The sequence below is a fragment of the Amycolatopsis plumensis genome, from assembly GCF_042652605.1.
Taxonomy (GTDB): domain Bacteria; phylum Actinomycetota; class Actinomycetes; order Mycobacteriales; family Pseudonocardiaceae; genus Amycolatopsis; species Amycolatopsis plumensis.
In genome coordinates this window covers 3,025,926-3,040,203 of record NZ_JBHSJY010000001.1, presented here as the reverse complement: position 1 = coordinate 3,040,203, position 14,278 = coordinate 3,025,926, and the positions used below count along the sequence as shown (strand labels likewise).

Annotated in this window: 19 protein-coding genes; 9 read left to right on the top strand and 10 right to left on the bottom strand. The window is 70.5% G+C overall.

Annotated features, from left to right (window positions below):
* The first annotated feature begins 10 nt into the window (after nucleotides 1-10).
* On the top strand, nucleotides 11-1,267 hold the full coding sequence (locus ACFPLC_RS14510) for an IS4 family transposase (RefSeq protein ID WP_378235794.1): 1,257 nt from the start codon (nucleotides 11-13) through the stop codon (nucleotides 1,265-1,267).
* Nucleotides 1,268-1,498: 231 nt separating this feature from the next.
* Here ACFPLC_RS14510 and ACFPLC_RS14505 read toward each other — a convergent pair whose 3' ends face one another.
* Entirely contained in the window at nucleotides 1,499-2,155 is a 657-nt protein-coding gene (locus tag ACFPLC_RS14505; protein WP_378191925.1) for a response regulator transcription factor, read from the bottom strand.
* Nucleotides 2,095-3,915 (bottom strand): sensor histidine kinase, encoded by a 1,821-nt coding sequence (locus tag ACFPLC_RS14500; protein WP_378191924.1) that lies wholly within the window; start codon nucleotides 3,913-3,915, stop codon nucleotides 2,095-2,097. Before ACFPLC_RS14500 ends, ACFPLC_RS14505 begins: the two co-directional genes overlap by 61 nt.
* Nucleotides 3,916-4,083: 168 nt before the next feature.
* On the opposite strand from ACFPLC_RS14500, the gene ACFPLC_RS14495 reads away from it, so the two are divergent.
* From ACFPLC_RS14495 to ACFPLC_RS14485, 3 genes are all read left to right on the top strand, one after another.
* Complete coding sequence (locus ACFPLC_RS14495; RefSeq protein ID WP_378191923.1) at nucleotides 4,084-4,797, top strand: ABC transporter ATP-binding protein; 714 nt, start codon at nucleotides 4,084-4,086, stop codon at nucleotides 4,795-4,797.
* On the top strand, nucleotides 4,794-5,531 hold the full coding sequence (locus tag ACFPLC_RS14490) for an ABC transporter permease (RefSeq protein WP_378191921.1): 738 nt from the start codon (nucleotides 4,794-4,796) through the stop codon (nucleotides 5,529-5,531). The genes ACFPLC_RS14495 and ACFPLC_RS14490 overlap by 4 nt, the downstream gene beginning before the upstream one ends.
* 100 nt (nucleotides 5,532-5,631) lie before the next feature.
* A complete protein-coding gene (locus ACFPLC_RS14485; protein WP_370969812.1) occupies nucleotides 5,632-6,024 on the top strand; it encodes an SCO5389 family protein in 393 nt (130 codons plus the stop codon).
* Here the strand turns inward: ACFPLC_RS14485 and ACFPLC_RS14480 are convergent.
* From ACFPLC_RS14480 to ACFPLC_RS14465, 4 genes are read right to left on the bottom strand one after another with little or no spacing between them, the layout of a single operon-like run.
* The gene (locus ACFPLC_RS14480) at nucleotides 5,993-6,982 is read right to left on the bottom strand and encodes an LLM class flavin-dependent oxidoreductase (RefSeq protein WP_378191919.1); all 990 of its coding nucleotides are present in this window, start codon (nucleotides 6,980-6,982) and stop codon (nucleotides 5,993-5,995) included. The two genes, ACFPLC_RS14485 and ACFPLC_RS14480, sit on opposite strands and share 32 nt — an antisense overlap.
* On the bottom strand, nucleotides 6,979-7,380 hold the full coding sequence (locus tag ACFPLC_RS14475; RefSeq protein ID WP_378235829.1) for a protein-tyrosine phosphatase family protein: 402 nt from the start codon (nucleotides 7,378-7,380) through the stop codon (nucleotides 6,979-6,981). Before ACFPLC_RS14475 ends, ACFPLC_RS14480 begins: the two co-directional genes overlap by 4 nt.
* Complete coding sequence (locus ACFPLC_RS14470) at nucleotides 7,353-7,508, bottom strand: hypothetical protein (protein ID WP_103338171.1); 156 nt, start codon at nucleotides 7,506-7,508, stop codon at nucleotides 7,353-7,355. Before ACFPLC_RS14470 ends, ACFPLC_RS14475 begins: the two co-directional genes overlap by 28 nt.
* The gene (locus tag ACFPLC_RS14465) at nucleotides 7,508-8,530 is read right to left on the bottom strand and encodes a class E sortase (protein WP_378191958.1); all 1,023 of its coding nucleotides are present in this window, start codon (nucleotides 8,528-8,530) and stop codon (nucleotides 7,508-7,510) included. The genes ACFPLC_RS14470 and ACFPLC_RS14465 overlap by 1 nt, the downstream gene beginning before the upstream one ends.
* 240 nt (nucleotides 8,531-8,770) lie before the next feature.
* On the opposite strand from ACFPLC_RS14465, the gene crgA reads away from it, so the two are divergent.
* Together crgA and ACFPLC_RS14455 are read left to right on the top strand one after the other, a co-directional pair.
* Nucleotides 8,771-9,037: a cell division protein CrgA gene (gene crgA, locus ACFPLC_RS14460; RefSeq protein WP_043787021.1), complete on the top strand. Its 267-nt coding sequence runs from the start codon at nucleotides 8,771-8,773 to the stop codon at nucleotides 9,035-9,037.
* Between the two features lie 112 nt (nucleotides 9,038-9,149).
* Entirely contained in the window at nucleotides 9,150-9,521 is a 372-nt protein-coding gene (locus tag ACFPLC_RS14455; protein WP_378191914.1) for a PH domain-containing protein, read from the top strand.
* Here the strand turns inward: ACFPLC_RS14455 and ACFPLC_RS14450 are convergent.
* Complete coding sequence (locus ACFPLC_RS14450; RefSeq protein ID WP_378191912.1) at nucleotides 9,518-10,480, bottom strand: rhomboid family intramembrane serine protease; 963 nt, start codon at nucleotides 10,478-10,480, stop codon at nucleotides 9,518-9,520. The two genes, ACFPLC_RS14455 and ACFPLC_RS14450, sit on opposite strands and share 4 nt — an antisense overlap.
* Nucleotides 10,481-10,518: 38 nt before the next feature.
* Complete coding sequence (locus ACFPLC_RS14445) at nucleotides 10,519-11,037, bottom strand: peptidylprolyl isomerase (protein WP_378191910.1); 519 nt, start codon at nucleotides 11,035-11,037, stop codon at nucleotides 10,519-10,521.
* A 90-nt stretch (nucleotides 11,038-11,127) separates the two neighbouring features.
* Here ACFPLC_RS14445 and ACFPLC_RS14440 point away from each other — a divergent pair, with 90 nt between their 5' ends.
* On the top strand, nucleotides 11,128-11,664 hold the full coding sequence (locus ACFPLC_RS14440) for a hypothetical protein (RefSeq protein WP_191308609.1): 537 nt from the start codon (nucleotides 11,128-11,130) through the stop codon (nucleotides 11,662-11,664).
* A 65-nt stretch (nucleotides 11,665-11,729) separates the two neighbouring features.
* Here the strand turns inward: ACFPLC_RS14440 and ACFPLC_RS14435 are convergent, their stop codons facing one another.
* Both ACFPLC_RS14435 and ACFPLC_RS14430 read right to left on the bottom strand, forming a co-directional pair.
* Nucleotides 11,730-12,182: a DUF6918 family protein gene (locus tag ACFPLC_RS14435; RefSeq protein WP_176173818.1), complete on the bottom strand. Its 453-nt coding sequence runs from the start codon at nucleotides 12,180-12,182 to the stop codon at nucleotides 11,730-11,732.
* A gap of 145 nt (nucleotides 12,183-12,327) precedes the next feature.
* Nucleotides 12,328-12,858, bottom strand: coding sequence for a DUF2020 domain-containing protein (locus ACFPLC_RS14430; RefSeq protein WP_191308607.1), 531 nt, complete (start codon nucleotides 12,856-12,858; stop codon nucleotides 12,328-12,330).
* An 82-nt stretch (nucleotides 12,859-12,940) separates the two neighbouring features.
* Here ACFPLC_RS14430 and ACFPLC_RS14425 point away from each other — a divergent pair, with 82 nt between their 5' ends.
* Together ACFPLC_RS14425 and ACFPLC_RS14420 are read left to right on the top strand one after the other, a co-directional pair.
* Nucleotides 12,941-13,591 (top strand): hypothetical protein, encoded by a 651-nt coding sequence (locus ACFPLC_RS14425; protein ID WP_378191907.1) that lies wholly within the window; start codon nucleotides 12,941-12,943, stop codon nucleotides 13,589-13,591.
* A gap of 1 nt (nucleotide 13,592) precedes the next feature.
* Nucleotides 13,593-14,231 carry a pyridoxine/pyridoxamine 5'-phosphate oxidase gene (locus ACFPLC_RS14420; protein ID WP_378191905.1) on the top strand — a complete coding sequence of 213 codons (639 nt, stop codon included), beginning with the start codon at nucleotides 13,593-13,595 and terminating at the stop codon, nucleotides 14,229-14,231.
* The last annotated feature ends 47 nt before the right edge of the window (nucleotides 14,232-14,278 follow it).

Below are 14,278 nucleotides of genomic sequence, written 5' to 3'. Positions count from 1 at the left end.
TGTCGCTGCCGTGAGCGGGATTGGTGGCGGGTGGGCGGACTCGATGTCGGTGGGGGTGCTGGCCACGGCGGTGCCACGGGACGCGGTGGACACTGCGATCGCGGTGACCCGCCGGGGCGCGAAGCGCTCCGGCGGGAAACTGCCCCCGCACGTGATGGTGTACTACGCGATGGCGCTGTCGTTGTTCGCCGACGACGATTACGAAGAGGTCATGACCCGCCTCGCCGGCACGCTGGCCTCGTGGGGATGCTGGGATCCGGGCTGGGACATTCCCACCACAGGCGGGATCACCCAGGCCCGCCAGCGGCTGGGCGCCGAGCCGCTGGCGGAGGTGTTCGACACGGTCGCGGTCCCGGTAGCCGATGAGCTGACCCAGGGCGCGTTTCTGGGGCCATGGCGGCTGATGAGCATCGACGGATTCGAGTGGGACGCCCCCGACACCGACGCCAACGTCGCCGAGTTCGGGTATTCCGGCGGCACCGGCGAGAAAGCATCCGCGTTTGCAAAGGTTCGGGTACTGACCATCGCCGAGTGCGCCTCCCACGCAGTCGTGGCCACCCGGATCGGCGGGCGCGGGACCGGCGGGAAGCGCCAGGGCGAACAGACCCTGGCCCGCCGGCTCTGGCCCGCACTGGCCGAGGACTGGCTGCTGATCGCCGATTCCGGTTTCTACAGCTACCAGGACTGGAGCAAGGCGGCCGCCACCGGCGCGGCCCTGCTCTGGCGGCTGCCCGCCACGGTGAAGACCCCGAAGCTGATGGATCTGGACGACGGATCCTACCTGTCGGTACTGATCAACAAGACCGTGCGCAGCACCACCCGCCGCGCCGAGATCCTGCAGACCGCCCGCGACGGCGGTGACCTCGACCCCGCCGAGGCGACCGTGGTGCGCGTGATCGAGTACACCGTGCCCGACCGCGGACCCGACCCGGACGAGGTGATCCGCGTGATCACCACCATCGGCGATCCCGCCGACGCCCCGGCCGAGATACTCGCCCAGGCCTACCACCAGCGCTGGGAGCACGAGACCGGCAACGACCAGCTCAAAACCCACCTCCGCGGCCCCGGCCGGGTCCTGCGATCGAAAAGCCCGGACATGATCCGCCAGGAAATCTACGGCTACCTGCTCACCCACTACGCCATCAGCACACTGATCTGCCGAGCCGCCACCGAAGCCGACATCGACCCCGACCGGGTCAAATTCCTGCGCACCGTCCGCCTCGTTCGCCGCCAGACCACCTCCGGCCCGGCGGCCTTTTCCCCCTAACCAGCAGACCAGAACACTCACCACCGCCATCACCACCCGCCGTCACCTCAACCCGCAACGCCGGCACAGAACCTACCCACGCGTGGTCAAACGAGCCCGCCACACCGCATACCGGATTAAGAAACCCACCGACACCGGCACCCACCACAACGGACCCGCCACCATCACCCTCACCACCGCCGCATGATCAACACAAGCTAAGTGGCATTGGGTTAGAACCCTCCTTACCACTCACGACCGGCCGAGGTAGGTGAGGACGGCCAGCACGCGGCGGTTCGTGTCGTCCGAAGCGGAAATGCCCAGCTTCGCGAAGATGTTCGCCGTGTGCTTGCCGACCGCTCCTTCGCTGAAGTGCAGCCGGGCCGCGATCGCCGCGTTGGAACAGCCTTCCGCCATTAGCGAGAGGACCTCCCGCTCGCGCGGGGTCAGCGCCGCCAGTGGGTCGGAAGCGTTGCCCGCCACCAGTTTCGCGATCACCTCGGGATCCATCACGGTGCCGCCCGCCGCGACCCGGCGGACGGCGTCGATGAACTGCTCCGCGTTGAAGACGCGGTCCTTCAGCAGGTAGCCGATCGCGCCCGTGCCGTCGGCCAGCAGTTCCCGCGCGTACAGCTGCTCGACGTGCTGCGACAGCACGAGGATCGGCAGCCCGGGCACTTCCCGGCGGGCGGCCAGTGCGGCCTGCAGGCCCTCGTCGGTGTTCGTCGGCGGCATTCTGACGTCCACAATGGACACCTCGGGACGGTGTTCGCGCAGGGCGGCTACGAGTTCCGGACCGGTGGCGACCGCCGCGACGACGTCGAAACCGTGCGCGGTCAGGAGGTGCGTCAGGCCGTCTCGGAGGAGGTATTGGTCCTCGGCGACGAGGGTTCTTGGTCGATCTGACACGGGATCTCCAGGGTCGCCTTCGTCGGGCCGCCGATCGGGCTGGTCAGCGTCAACCTACCGTCGAAGCCTCCCAGCCGGCGCTCGATTCCCCGCAGTCCCGAGCCGCGGGCCGGGTTCGCACCACCCGGGCCGTCATCGGTCACCACGACCGTCAGGAGGTCGTCGGCGAAGCCCACGTCGATCGACACCCGCTTGGCGTCGTGCTTCGCCGCGTTGCCGAGCAGCTCGGCCACCGCGAAGTACACGCACGACTCCACCGGTTCCTCGACGCGTCCCGGCAGCGAACCGGTGACCTGCGCCTTCAGCGGACTGTCCAGCGCCAGCGCGCGGACGGCGTCCAGCAGCCCACGTTCGGACAGCACCGGCGGGTGGATGCCGTGGATCAGCGCCCGCAACTCGGTGAGCGCCTCCGACGACGCCGCGCGCAGCTCGGCCGTGAGCCGTTTCGCCGCCTCCGGATCGGTGTCCACCAACGCCTCGACCGCGCCCAGCTTCATGCCCATGGCGACCAGCCGCGACTGGATGCCGTCGTGCAGGTCACGCTCGATCCGGCGCAGTTCCGCCGCCTGCGTGACCGTGACGTCGGCACGCGTCTGCTTGAGCCGTTCGACGCGCTGGGCCAGCCGGGCGGATTCGGTCGGTCCGAACCACACCCGCGCGAAGCGGGCCTGCTGACGGGCGAGCCACGGCGCCGGCGCCACGGCGATAACCAGCGCCAGCAGGATCAACGGCGTCTGCGTGAGCGCACCGAGGTGCGTCGACACCTCGGGCAGCGGGGACCACTGGACACGGGCCGACACGAACGGCCGCCACACCCACAGCAGCCAGAGGCCGGTCATGCCCCAGCCGAACAACACGAGTGCCGGCAACGAGCAAGCGAGCGACACCAGGGAGCTCAGTGCGCCGCCCGCCATGTCACGCCAGGTGGCCCGGTCACCGAGGATCCACCGCGTGCGGGCGTTCTGGAGCGGCCAGAACATTTCTTCGTACAGCTGCCTGCCGACCTGGTAGAGCCCGTCGGCGCGGGGCAGCGGCACCCCGGGCGGTGGCTGGTACGGCCGCGGGATCCGCACCCCGGTCCAGTTTTCGGTTTCGCGGCGCAGGGTGTCGGTGATCGAGCGGCTCCACAGCACGACCGGGGGTGCCAGCGGCGTGGCGCCGGCCACGACCACCAGCTGGACCACCGAAAAGGCCAGCTGCACCACCGAGAGCGCGAGGATGCCGAACTGGTGGCCCAGCGCTTCGAGGTGCCGGTGCAGCCAGTTCCGACGCCGCTCGGAGGGTGGGTGCGGTCCGATCCACCAGCGCGTCCACCGGCCGTAGCCGCGCAGCACCCGCGACCCGCCGAGCAGGACGGCCACCGGCAGCAGCAGCGTCACCAGCGGGTTGACCAACTGCCAGCTGAATTCGCGGTTCGCCGCCGGGTCCTCCAGCGCCCAGGTGAGGCGGTGCTGCCAGCGGATCCAGAACGCCCGCTTGTAGAGCTGGTTGCCGTCGCGGTACCAGCCGTCGCGCTCGCGCACCGGTTCCGGCGGCGGCGGCCGGTACGGCGTGGCGACCTCGACCCCGCACCACCGCGCGGCCAGCGTCCGCATGGTCGCCGACCGGCCGCGGGCCCATTCGACCGTGGGGCCGAGGAAGAAGACCAGCCCGACGCAGAGCAGCGCGAACGCGATCAGCTGGATCAGCACGTCCACCCAGCTGAGCAACGAAAACGCCGCCAGGGCCAGCGCCCGGCCGAGCGCACGCAGGTACGTCATCCGGCACCTCCTTCCCCCGGCATCCTGGCCGATCGGCACCGGCCCGCGCACTGCCCGAAGCCCCCCGAACGGGGTGGGCCCAGCCCCACCCCCGCTTCAGCAAAACGCTACCTGAGCTGGGGATTCAACGTCATTACCCCCGCGGCCGCCGGTTCGTAGTTTCGAACCATGCCACTCATCGAAGTCACCGACCTCCGCAAGCGCTACGGCACCCGGGTCGCGGTCGACGGCGTTTCGTTCACCGTCGAGCGCGGCGAAATCTTCGGCATCCTCGGCACGAACGGCGCCGGGAAGACCACCACCGTCGAATGCCTCCAGGGCCTCCGTCAGACCGACGGGGGCACGATCTCCGTCCTCGGCCTGGACCCGGCGGCGGACCATGCGGCGCTGACCCGCCGCGTCGGCGTCCAGCTGCAGGAAAGCCAGCTCCCCGCGAAACTGCGGGTGCGCGAAGCGCTGGAGCTGTTCGCGTCCTTTTACCCCGAGCCGGCCGACATCGACGTCCTGCTGGAGCAGCTCGACCTGAGCGAGCACGCCCGCAGCTCCTTCGGGAAGCTGTCCGGCGGCCAGAAACAGCGCGTCTCGATCGCACTGGCCCTGGTGGGGCAGCCGGAGCTGGCGATACTGGACGAGCTGACCACCGGGCTCGACCCGCACGCCCGCCGCGAGACCTGGCGGCTCGTCGAAGGTGTCCGCGCCACCGGCGTCACGGTCCTGCTCGTCACCCACTTCATGGACGAAGCCGAACGGCTCTGCGACCGCGTCGCGATCTTCGACGCCGGGCGCGTGGTCGCCACCGGCACCCCGACCGAGCTCCGCGCCGCGGCCGGAGCCTCCACTTTGGACGACGCGTTCGTCTCGCTGACCAGGAGCGCCCGATGACCACCGCCTTCGCCAAGATCACCGCCACCGAAACGAAGCTCTTCCTCCGGTCGCCGTTCATGGCGGTCGCCGGCATCCTGTTGCCGTCGATCCTGCTGCTCGCGATCGGCGCGATCCCGGGCATGACCGAGCCGAGCGAAAAGGCGGGCGGGTACCGGTTCATCGACGCCTGGGTGCCGTCGCTGATCGTCATCAGCCTCGCGATGCTCGCGCTGCAGTCGATCCCGGCCGCCGTCGCCACCTACCGCGAACAGGGCGTGCTGCGCCGGCTGGCCACCACTCCGGTGCACCCGGCCAACCTGCTGGGCGCGCAGCTGCTCATCCACGTCACGGTCTCGCTGGCGGGGATCGCGCTCGTGCTGGGGCTGGGCAACGCCGTCTACGACGTCCCGCTGCCGAAGCACCCGCTGTCGTTCGCGCTGACGCTGGTGCTCGGGGTGGTCGCGACGTTCGCGCTGGGCCTGATCGCGGCCGCGGTCGCCCGCACGTCGAAGGCCGCCACCGGAGTCGCGATGGTCGCCTTCCTCCCGATCATGTTCTTCGGCGGCGTCTACCTGCCGCGGCCGCTCCTGCCCGAGGTCCTGCGCCGGATTGGCGACTACCTGCCGCCGGGCTCCCAGGCGCTGCAGGACGCCTGGGTCGGGGCCGGCGTCCAGCCGCTGCAGCTCGCCGCGCTCGCCGCCTTCGCGGTGCTCGGGACGGCGCTGGCGGCGAAGCTCTTCCGGTGGGAGTGACCGGGCCTTCCGCCAAAGTGGTGATGATCATCGTTTTCTCTTGTGGCGGGGCCACCCGGCCGGTAGCCAAGAAGGTGGCCCTGCTCAAACTGGAGGTTCGATGTCCCTGGACGTGTCACCCGCGTTGCTGGAGAAGGCCGAGCGCGGGGAGGTCACCGACGCCGAGTTCGTCACCTGCGTCAAGGAATCCCTGCCGTACGCCTGGGAGGTCATCACCGGCGTCATCGCCGACGCCGAGGGCGCGGCGGACGGCTTCGCCGACAACGAGACGCCGCCGCCGAGCGAGGCCGCCCGCGGGCAGCTGCTGCGGGCACTGGCCTCGGACGCGATCCGCGGCGGCCTCGAACGCCACTTCGGCGTCAAGCTGGCCTTCCAGAACTGCCACCGGGTCGCCGTGTTCAAGAAGTCCGAAGTGGACGGTGATCGCTACCGCGCGTTCGTCTCGCCGCGCGGCCAGCTGCTCAACCAGAGCCCGGAACTGCGGGACTGCTAGCCCGCAGCGCGGGCAGCACCTCGGTGCCGATCCGCGTGATGTTCGCGAACGTGCCCTCCGGCGTACCCGACGCTTCCACGAGCATCAGCACGTGGGAGACGCCGGTGCGCCGGAGGCTCGTTTCCAGCGTCCGGACGCAGTGCGCCGCGTCGCCGACCGGGTGGATGGCGCAGAGCCGTTCGGCGTACTCCCCCGGATCGCGGGACGGCCCCGGTCTCCCGTCGACGGTGACGTGCGCGGCGAGGCCGTCCGCGAGCCAGCCGGGCAGCGCGTTCCGCACCACCTCGGCGTCACCCACCTGGCAGAGCACGGTCGAGATGTGGTTCGCGGGCTTTCCGTAGGCGGCGACCGTGCCGGCTTTTTCCTCGTCATCGGCGTGCAGGCCGAGCAGCAGCGGCAGGTCCCGTTCGGCGGCCTGCCGGACCGCGGCCGACGCCGGTCCCCCGCACGCGACGACGACGTCCGCCCGGCGTTCCGGCGCCGGCACCACGGGCACCTCCCGGAAGGCGAAGTGCCGCCCTTGGGCGCCGACGCGGCCGGTGGTGGCGCGCAGGAAGACGTCGAGGGCCTCTTCGAAGCCGGTCTCGTACCGGTCGAGCCCGGTGCCGAAGACCTCGAGGTCCTGCCACGGGCCCCCGCGGCCGAGGCCGAGCCGCAGCCGACCGCCGGAAACGGCGTCGAGCATCGCCCACTGCTCGGCCAGCGCGACCGGGTGCGTGGTCGACAGGACGCTGACCGCGGTCCCGACCCCGATCCGCGAGGTCCGCCCGAGCACGTGCGCGGCGAGGGTGATCGCGGACGGGCAGACGCCGTAGGGCATGAAGTGGTGCTCGGCGAACCAGACGTCGTCGAAGCCGGCTTCTTCGGCCAGTTCGGCCGCGCGAACCGACCGGCGGAGGACGTCGCCGTCCGCCTGGCCGGGGAAGCGGCCGCTGACCAGGAAGACGCCGAACCTCAAGAATCGAGCTCCGCCAGCAGCCGGGCCGTCGGCAGGCCGCTCTCAAGGTACTGCACGAAGAGCCGGTTGTGCAGCGCCCGCGGCGAGCGCCGCTGCCGGACGCGGTCGATGGCCGCCGGTACGCCAAGCCCGAGTTCGACGAGCGCCTGCGCGCCGACCAGGCCGGACCGGTTGAGCCCGGTGTGGCAGCGCACGAGCGTCAGCCGCCCGGCGCGGACCGCCTCGGCCGCGAGCACGGCGAACCGCTCGGCCTCGGCGATCTGCTCGCCCGCGGCGCCCATCCGGACGTGCCCGCCCATCCACAGCCGCGGCCCGATCTCGTTCCACGGGTCTTCCGGCGGTGGGTTGTGGCGGTGCTTCCCCCGTGTCTTCAGTTGACCGCGACCTCGTTGAACCACAGCCGCGGCTCCAGCCACGGGAACACCACGAACATCAGCAGCGCGATCACGCCGAGCGCCAGCACCACCGCGATCGTCAGCTTCGCCGCGAACGGGCCCGGCAGCTTCCGCCAGATCCACGCGTACATCAGGCCTCCCCGATCTTCGAGAGCAGGTCGCCGTAGTCCTTGACCTGGTCCTTCGGCACCTGCTGGGTCAGCACCGACGTGATGATGAGCCGCTCCTTGGCGGAGAACTGCGGGTGGCAGGTGGTCAGCGTGAGCAGCGCGGCCTGCTGGGCCTTGGGCAGCACGTCGGCGCTCTTGTACGGGACCGGGTTCACCGCGGTGCCCTGGCTGGGCAGCACGACCTTGCGGCCGAAGGTCTCGCTGTAGGCGCCGCCGTCCTCGGCGTTCGGGTCGCGCAGGGTCGAGACGCCCTTGCACTTCGGGTCCGCGCCCTTGCCGCCGGCCCAGTCCTTCACCTCGTCGTCGTAGGGCAGGACCTTGTAGATGTAGAAGTCGGCGGAGGTCTCGATCACGATCTGGTCACAGGAGGAGAGGTTGTCCAGGTCGTTGAACGGGGCACCCTTGCCGACGCGGTGGCCGGCCACGGCGAAGTTGCCGGGCTCGCCGGGCAGCGACGTGCCCTTGTAGTGGCCGGGGCCGACCTCGAGGGCGGCGTCGTCGGTGCCTTCCTGGATGGTGAAGTTGTAGTCGACACCGAAGCTGGGGATGTGGATGCGGGCGAACGCCTTGCCGTCGACCAGCTCGGGGTGCAGCGTGCGGTCGTGCGCCCACTCGCCGTCGAGCTGGTCGCTCGCCTCGGACTGCTTGCCCGCCGAGAACAGGTCGGTCACGTACAGCTCGTAGACCATGAACAGCAGCACGACCAGGCCCAGCGTGATGAGGACCTCGCCGACCGTCCGGATCGCGACGCCGCCCTTGCCGAGCGGGACCGGGGCGGGCTTCTCCTCGGTCGCGGTGCCGCCCTTGCCGACCGGGGCGAAGACGACGGTCTCCTCGTTCGCGCCGGGTGGCGGGGGCGGGCTGGTGTAGCGGCGGGGCGGCGGGCCCTGCGGACGCCGGGGTGGCTGCCCCTGGGGGCCGCGCTGGGGCGGGCGGGGCGGCACCTGGCCGCGCGGGGGCGTCGCGGGACGGCGCTGGGGCATGGGCTGTCCGGGGTGTCTGCGCCGGTCGTCGTCCGGTCCTTCGCGCGTAGCCACGCAAGCTCCTCTCAAGCCGCGTCGAACCCTGGGTGACCCCGTTGTCACGGTCCGGGAAATCCGACCACTCCTGGCCGCTGCTTTCCTGCGGTCGTTTACGTTAACGTGTGCACGTGGCGCTGGTTGCGCACCCTCAGCGGGACATCGCCACCAGACGAGCCCGAAGAGCACCGCGAGGAACACACGATGCCCAAGTCCAAGGTCCGCAAGAAGACCGCGTACACCCCGCCCGCCGACCGGCGCACGCCGGTGAAGGTGCGGGCCGCCGGCCCGACCGGTCTGGCCTGGAAGATCCCCATGTTCGGGCTGATGCTGCTCGGCCTGGTGTGGCTGCTGGTCAACTACATCGCCGGGGACAAGATCTCCTGGATGGCCGACCTGGGCAACTGGAACTTCGCCGGTGGGTTCGCGCTGATGATCGCGGGTCTGCTCATGACCATGCGCTGGCGCTGATTATTACTCCGTTCAGCGGCTTGACGTCGAATTACAGCGGTGTGACTCATCCCCAGTGTGGATAACCCCTGTGGATAACTACCCCACCTCCTGGGCCCCTCGTCAGGCCGTTGTGGTATCGGCCTGGGCGGTCACCGCGTTGCTGCTGGCCGGCGTGGTGACCGACGCGCTGACCGGCGACCGCGGTGGCCTCGTGCTGTTCGCGCTGGCGGCCGTCGCCGTCGGCGCGTTCGCCGCGCACGCCACGATCGTCCGGCCGCGGCTCGCCGCCGACGCCGAGGGCCTGGTGGCCCGGACGCTAGGCGGCACGCACCGGCTGCCGTGGGCGCAGACGCGCACCCGGCTCCGCACCACCCGCCGGATGGGGCGCGACGGCGTCACGCTGGAGATCGAGCACGACGAGCAGCTGTACGTCTTCGGGTGGCTCGATCTCGGCGAGGACCCGCGGGACGTCCTGGACGTCCTCAGCACGCTGCGCAGTTAGCGGCAGGTGTAGTAGAGCCCCTCCCGGTACTGGAGGAAATCGCAGTTCGGCGTGGGAACGGCCTGCGCGCCGCGGTAGGCCAGCAGGCCGAGCAGTGCGACGACGATGATCCCGATGCCGATCGCCTGCCACCGCGCCTGCTTGACCTGCGGCGCGTAGAGCAGCGCCACGGTGACCAGCGCGCCGGTCACCAGCCCGCCGACGTGCCCGAAGATCGAGATGTTCGCAATGCCGAAGGTGATGAACGCGTTCAGCGCGAGCGTGATGATCAGACCGGTGGGGTTCAGGCGCAGCTTCAGCACCGTGACCCCGTACGCGCCCATCAGGCCGAACAGCGCCCCGGACGCGCCTGCCGTGCCCGGGAGGCCGGTGGGGTCGTCGAACAGCAGCACCGCCGTGGACGCGCCGAGCATGGAGACGAAGTAGAGCGCGAGGTAGCGGCCTCGCCCGCAGACCTGTTCCAGCGACCGGCCCATCATCCACAGCGAGAACATGTTGACCGCGAGGTGGATCGGCCCGTAGTGAAGGAACCCGTTGGTCAGGACGCGCCACCACTCGCCGTGGCCCATGGTCGCGTTGCCGTAGAGGGCGCCGTACTGGAGGAGCGACGACAGATCGTTGCGGTCGAGGCTCTTCGCCTGGACCACCGTGGCCACGAAGACCAGGACGTTCACCGCGAGGATGACCTGGGTCACGAGCACCGACTGCGAGAGCCGCGCGCCGAAGACGGTGCGCTGGCCGAACCCGGCGTCCTGGTAGCCGCGGTGCTGACGGCGCTGCTCCTGGCCGCCTGTGTGCACGCAGTCGGTGCACTGGAAGCCGACCGGGGCTTCGCGGAGGCAATCCGGGCACGCCGGACGCCCGCACCGGGAACAGCTCAGTCCGGTCGGGCGGTTCGGGTGCCACCAGCACCCGGGCAGCGCGGCTTGTTCGGCGGCGGGGTTCGGCGGTTGGTTCACGATGAGACCAACCTACCGAAACCCACGCGAGGAAGCCGTCAGTGCTCGACGCTGACCTTCTCGATGACGATGTCGGTCAGCGGGCGGTCCGCCGGGCCGGTCGACGTCCGGGCGATCGCGTCGACGACGTTGCGCGACTCCTGGTCGGCCACCTCGCCGAAGATCGTGTGCCGGAAGTTGAGGTGGGTGGTCGGCGCCACGGTGATGAAGAACTGCGAGCCGTTCGTGCCGGGCCCGGCGTTGGCCATGGCCAGCAGGTACGGCTTGCTGAACTGCAGCTCCGGGTGGAACTCGTCGCCGAACTTGTAGCCGGGGCCGCCGCGACCGGTGCCGGTCGGGTCGCCGCCCTGCAGCATGAAGCCGTCGATGACCCGGTGGAAGATCGACCCGTCGTAGAAGGGCCCGGAGTTCGTCCCCGCCGCGTTGGGCTGGGTGTACTCCTTGGTGCCCTCCGCGAGCCCCACGAAGTTCGCCACGGTCTTGGGCGCGTGGTCCGGGAACAGGTTCAGGTGGATGTCACCCTGGTTGGTGTGCAGCGTAGCTTTCACGCAAGCCATCGTGCCATCTGCGGGCGGGCGGAGCGAAAAAGGGGCACGATAGGTTACGGGTAACAGAGCAGTGTCAAAACGAATGATGAGGTGAAGCCCATGTCCCGGGCGACAGCCCAGGCCGTCGAGACCGCCGACAAACTCGTCACCGAGGGTGTCAAGCAGGGGCGGCGCGCGCAGAAGAAGCTCGCGAAGAAGACGGAACTGACCCGCAAGGAGCTCAAGAAGAGCTCGAAGGCCGCTCGCCAGGAGGCGCTCGCGCGCCTGTCCGAGCTGCGCAAGCCGGGTCGCAAGGCGAAGAAGGCCGCCATCAAGGCCGCGAAGGCGGCCGGCGAGTCGAAGCGCCGCGGCAAGAAGGACTTCAAGGCGGCGAAGAAGGACTTCTACGCCGCTCTGTCCGAGGCCAAGTCGGCCGCCAAGGGCACCCGCAGCCGTCGCAAGTGGCCGTGGCTGCTGGGCCTGGTCGTGGTCGGCGCCGGTGCTGCCTACGCCCTCCGCTCGAAGCAGGAGCCGCCGGTCGCGCCCGCGCCGCCGAAGGCCACCCCGCCCGCGCCGAAGCCCGCCGAAGCGGCGAAGCCGAGCGCGCAGGCGAACGGCAAGGCACCGTCCGCGGCGCCCGCCGAGAAGAAGAACTGAACAAGACGCGAAGAGGCCCCCGGGGGTGCAGCCGGGGGCCTCTTCAGTCGTGCTTGAAAAACCGATCAGACGGCAGCGGCGTGCTTGTCGATCAGCTGGCCCAGACGCGGCAGCGCCTCCTCGACGTTCTTCTTGCCGTTCGGGCGCAGCTTCGAGTAGACCTTCTTGATGCTGTCGCGGCTGCTCTTCTCCGCGCGCGAGTCGGTGACGCTCAGCAGCGCGTCGGAAGCCTCGTCCGAGCGGCTGGACAGGTAGGCGCCGAAGTCGTTGCCGCCCTTGGCCCGGTAGTCGCCGTAGAACGGCTCGAGCGCGGAGGCGAAGTCCGGCAGCAGCGTGTCGACGGCCGAGGGGATGATGCCCGGCTTGATCTTCTTGACCGCGGCGAAGCCGGTCTTCACGACGGCACCCGAAACGCCGCCCTTGTCCGAGACCTCGGCGTCCACGAGGGTCTCGAAGTCGGAAACGACAGCCGGGCGACGGCTGGAGTCGAGCAGGATTTCCTTGAGGGTGTCAGCCACGAATCTTGTCCTTTGTCCTTGCAGAGTTGGTGCCCCGCCCGGGGTGGGGGTCCCCGGTGGCTGCGGTGCGCGAGTCCACGAAGCCTGCGCGTGACGCACAGGGTAATACAAGATCAACATCACTCACCCGTGTGGAGGTCGCTACCTAGAGCTTCAGGGCAGCGATAGCCTTCTTGACCACTGTGCGTGCCTTGACGCTCTGCTTCTGGTTCGTCGACGCGATGACCGCCACGGACCCCTTGGCGACCGCGTAGACGGCCCCGTCGTCGGACGACAAATAGCCCCCCTTCCAGCCGGAAGGGTCGCTCGCCGGATTGGACGAGTCGAGCGGCGCCGCCTTGTTGACCAGCGCCGTCGCCGTTTTCGCGTCGCCTACGTACACACGGACGGTGAGCTGGATCTTCCCGTCCGGGCGATAGAAGAAGCACGCCGGGTGCGGCTGGTCGGCGGACACGCGCACCTTCGACACGTGCTGGCCGTTCGACTCGGCCACGAACTCGCTGCCGAGGTACGGGCAGTCCTCCGTCGCGCCCGGCTGGGGGTCCGGGGGCAGGCTGCCGGCGCCTGCTGCGGTGGACGCGGACGGCGGGCTGGGCGCCGCGGTGCCGGTCACGATGGTGGCGCTGCAGCCGGCCAGCAGGACCACGGCGGGCGCGAGAAGTACGAGTCGTCGCATAGCGCGGACAGTCAACCACGAAGCATGTGTGAAAACCGCTGGCTGACGGCGGCGTGACCACCGGGCGTGCGACGATGGCGACGTGCTCACCCCGGAGCAGTACCTCGGCGCGATGGCCGAGCGCGTCCAGCGGGCCGGCGGGCGGCTGCATACCGTGCAGATCGGCCCCGCCACGGCCGTCGTCGGGCTGTTCACCGAGCAGGTCCTGCTCACGACGATGAACTACTGCGTGATCGCCGCCGCCGTCCCGGAGGTCAGCGCGGCGGCGCTGTACGACTTCACCGGCCGCGCCACCCAGCACGCCCGCGCGAACCTGACCGGCACCATGGGCTGGACGGCGGGCTCGGTCGTGATCGCCGGGCTCGTCGGCAGCCGCGTGTACCCCGACGCCGCGCAGGCCGCGTCGGCGAAGTCGGGCAACCAGTTCGGCGGCGAGACGCGGATGGTCGCGGTGGACCTCTCGGCGGGGCAGCTGTACGCGTTCGTCGGCGGCAAGCTCTGGGGCGCGGCGATGCAGGGCTCGGTCAACGCCAAGCTGACGTACTGCTTCCCGCAGCCCGCCGAGGTCTACCAGCAGGTCCAGTGGCAGCAGGCGCAACAGCAACCGCAGCACCCGATGCCCGCGCCGGCGCCGCAGGTCCCGCCCCCGCCGTACGCCGGCCCGGCCGGCCCGCAGCCGCCGGTCTACCCACCGCCCGGGCACGCACCCCACCAGGGTCCGTACGGTTACTGACATGGTGCAATTGCGCGGCTGGCCCTCGTTCCCCGAAGAGCTTCCCGGATTCACGCCGGAAACGGCGCCACCGGACCCGCAGGCGCTGTTCCTCGAGTGGCTGACCGAAGCCGGTGAGCACGTGCTGGCGCCGCACGCCGTCACGCTGTCCACAGTGGATGCCGATGGCGCGCCCGACGCGCGTGTGGTGATCCTCAAGGACGTCGGCCCCGATGGCTGGGCGGTCGCGACCAGCGCGGAAAGCCCGAAGGGCCTGCAGCTGCGCAAGGACCCGCGCGCGGCGCTGACGTTCTTCTGGCCCGGCCGCGGCCGGCAGGTCCGGCTGCGCGGCCCGGTCTCCCCGGCCACGCCCGAGGTGTCGGCGGCGGACTTCCTCGCCCGGCCGCCGGCGTCCCGCGTCGAAGCGTTCATCGGGCACCAGTCGCAGGTGCTGCACGATCCGGCGGACCTCGAGGCGGCGGCCGCGGAAGCGCAGCGCTGGGTCGAGGAGAACCCGGACGTGGCCCCGGAAACCTGGACGCGGTACCTCGTGGACCCGGACGAAGTCGAGTTCTGGCAGGCCAGCCACGACCGGCGGCACGTGCGGCTGCGCTACCGGAAGTCGGGCGGCGGCTGGGTCCGCGAGCGCCTCTGGCCCTGACGGCCGCCCTTTCGGAGGTATGCGGTTTCCGCGCCGGTGTGCGCATG

Bases quoted from the DNA above. Each gene is read 5' to 3' on its own strand.
- ACFPLC_RS14500 (WP_378191924.1), bottom strand. From the start codon at position 3,915: ATGACGTACCTGCGTGCGCTCGGCCGGGCGCTGGCCCTGGCGGCGTTT.
- ACFPLC_RS14495 (WP_378191923.1), top strand. From the start codon at position 4,084: ATGCCACTCATCGAAGTCACCGACCTCCGCAAGCGCTACGGCACCCGG.
- ACFPLC_RS14490 (WP_378191921.1), top strand. From the start codon at position 4,794: ATGACCACCGCCTTCGCCAAGATCACCGCCACCGAAACGAAGCTCTTC.
- ACFPLC_RS14485 (WP_370969812.1), top strand. From the start codon at position 5,632: ATGTCCCTGGACGTGTCACCCGCGTTGCTGGAGAAGGCCGAGCGCGGG.
- ACFPLC_RS14470 (WP_103338171.1), bottom strand. From the start codon at position 7,508: ATGTACGCGTGGATCTGGCGGAAGCTGCCGGGCCCGTTCGCGGCGAAG.
- ACFPLC_RS14465 (WP_378191958.1), bottom strand. From the start codon at position 8,530: ATGCCCCAGCGCCGTCCCGCGACGCCCCCGCGCGGCCAGGTGCCGCCC.
- crgA (WP_043787021.1), top strand. From the start codon at position 8,771: ATGCCCAAGTCCAAGGTCCGCAAGAAGACCGCGTACACCCCGCCCGCC.
- ACFPLC_RS14445 (WP_378191910.1), bottom strand. From the start codon at position 11,037: ATGGCTTGCGTGAAAGCTACGCTGCACACCAACCAGGGTGACATCCAC.
- ACFPLC_RS14440 (WP_191308609.1), top strand. From the start codon at position 11,128: ATGTCCCGGGCGACAGCCCAGGCCGTCGAGACCGCCGACAAACTCGTC.
- ACFPLC_RS14430 (WP_191308607.1), bottom strand. From the start codon at position 12,858: ATGCGACGACTCGTACTTCTCGCGCCCGCCGTGGTCCTGCTGGCCGGC.
- ACFPLC_RS14420 (WP_378191905.1), top strand. From the start codon at position 13,593: ATGGTGCAATTGCGCGGCTGGCCCTCGTTCCCCGAAGAGCTTCCCGGA.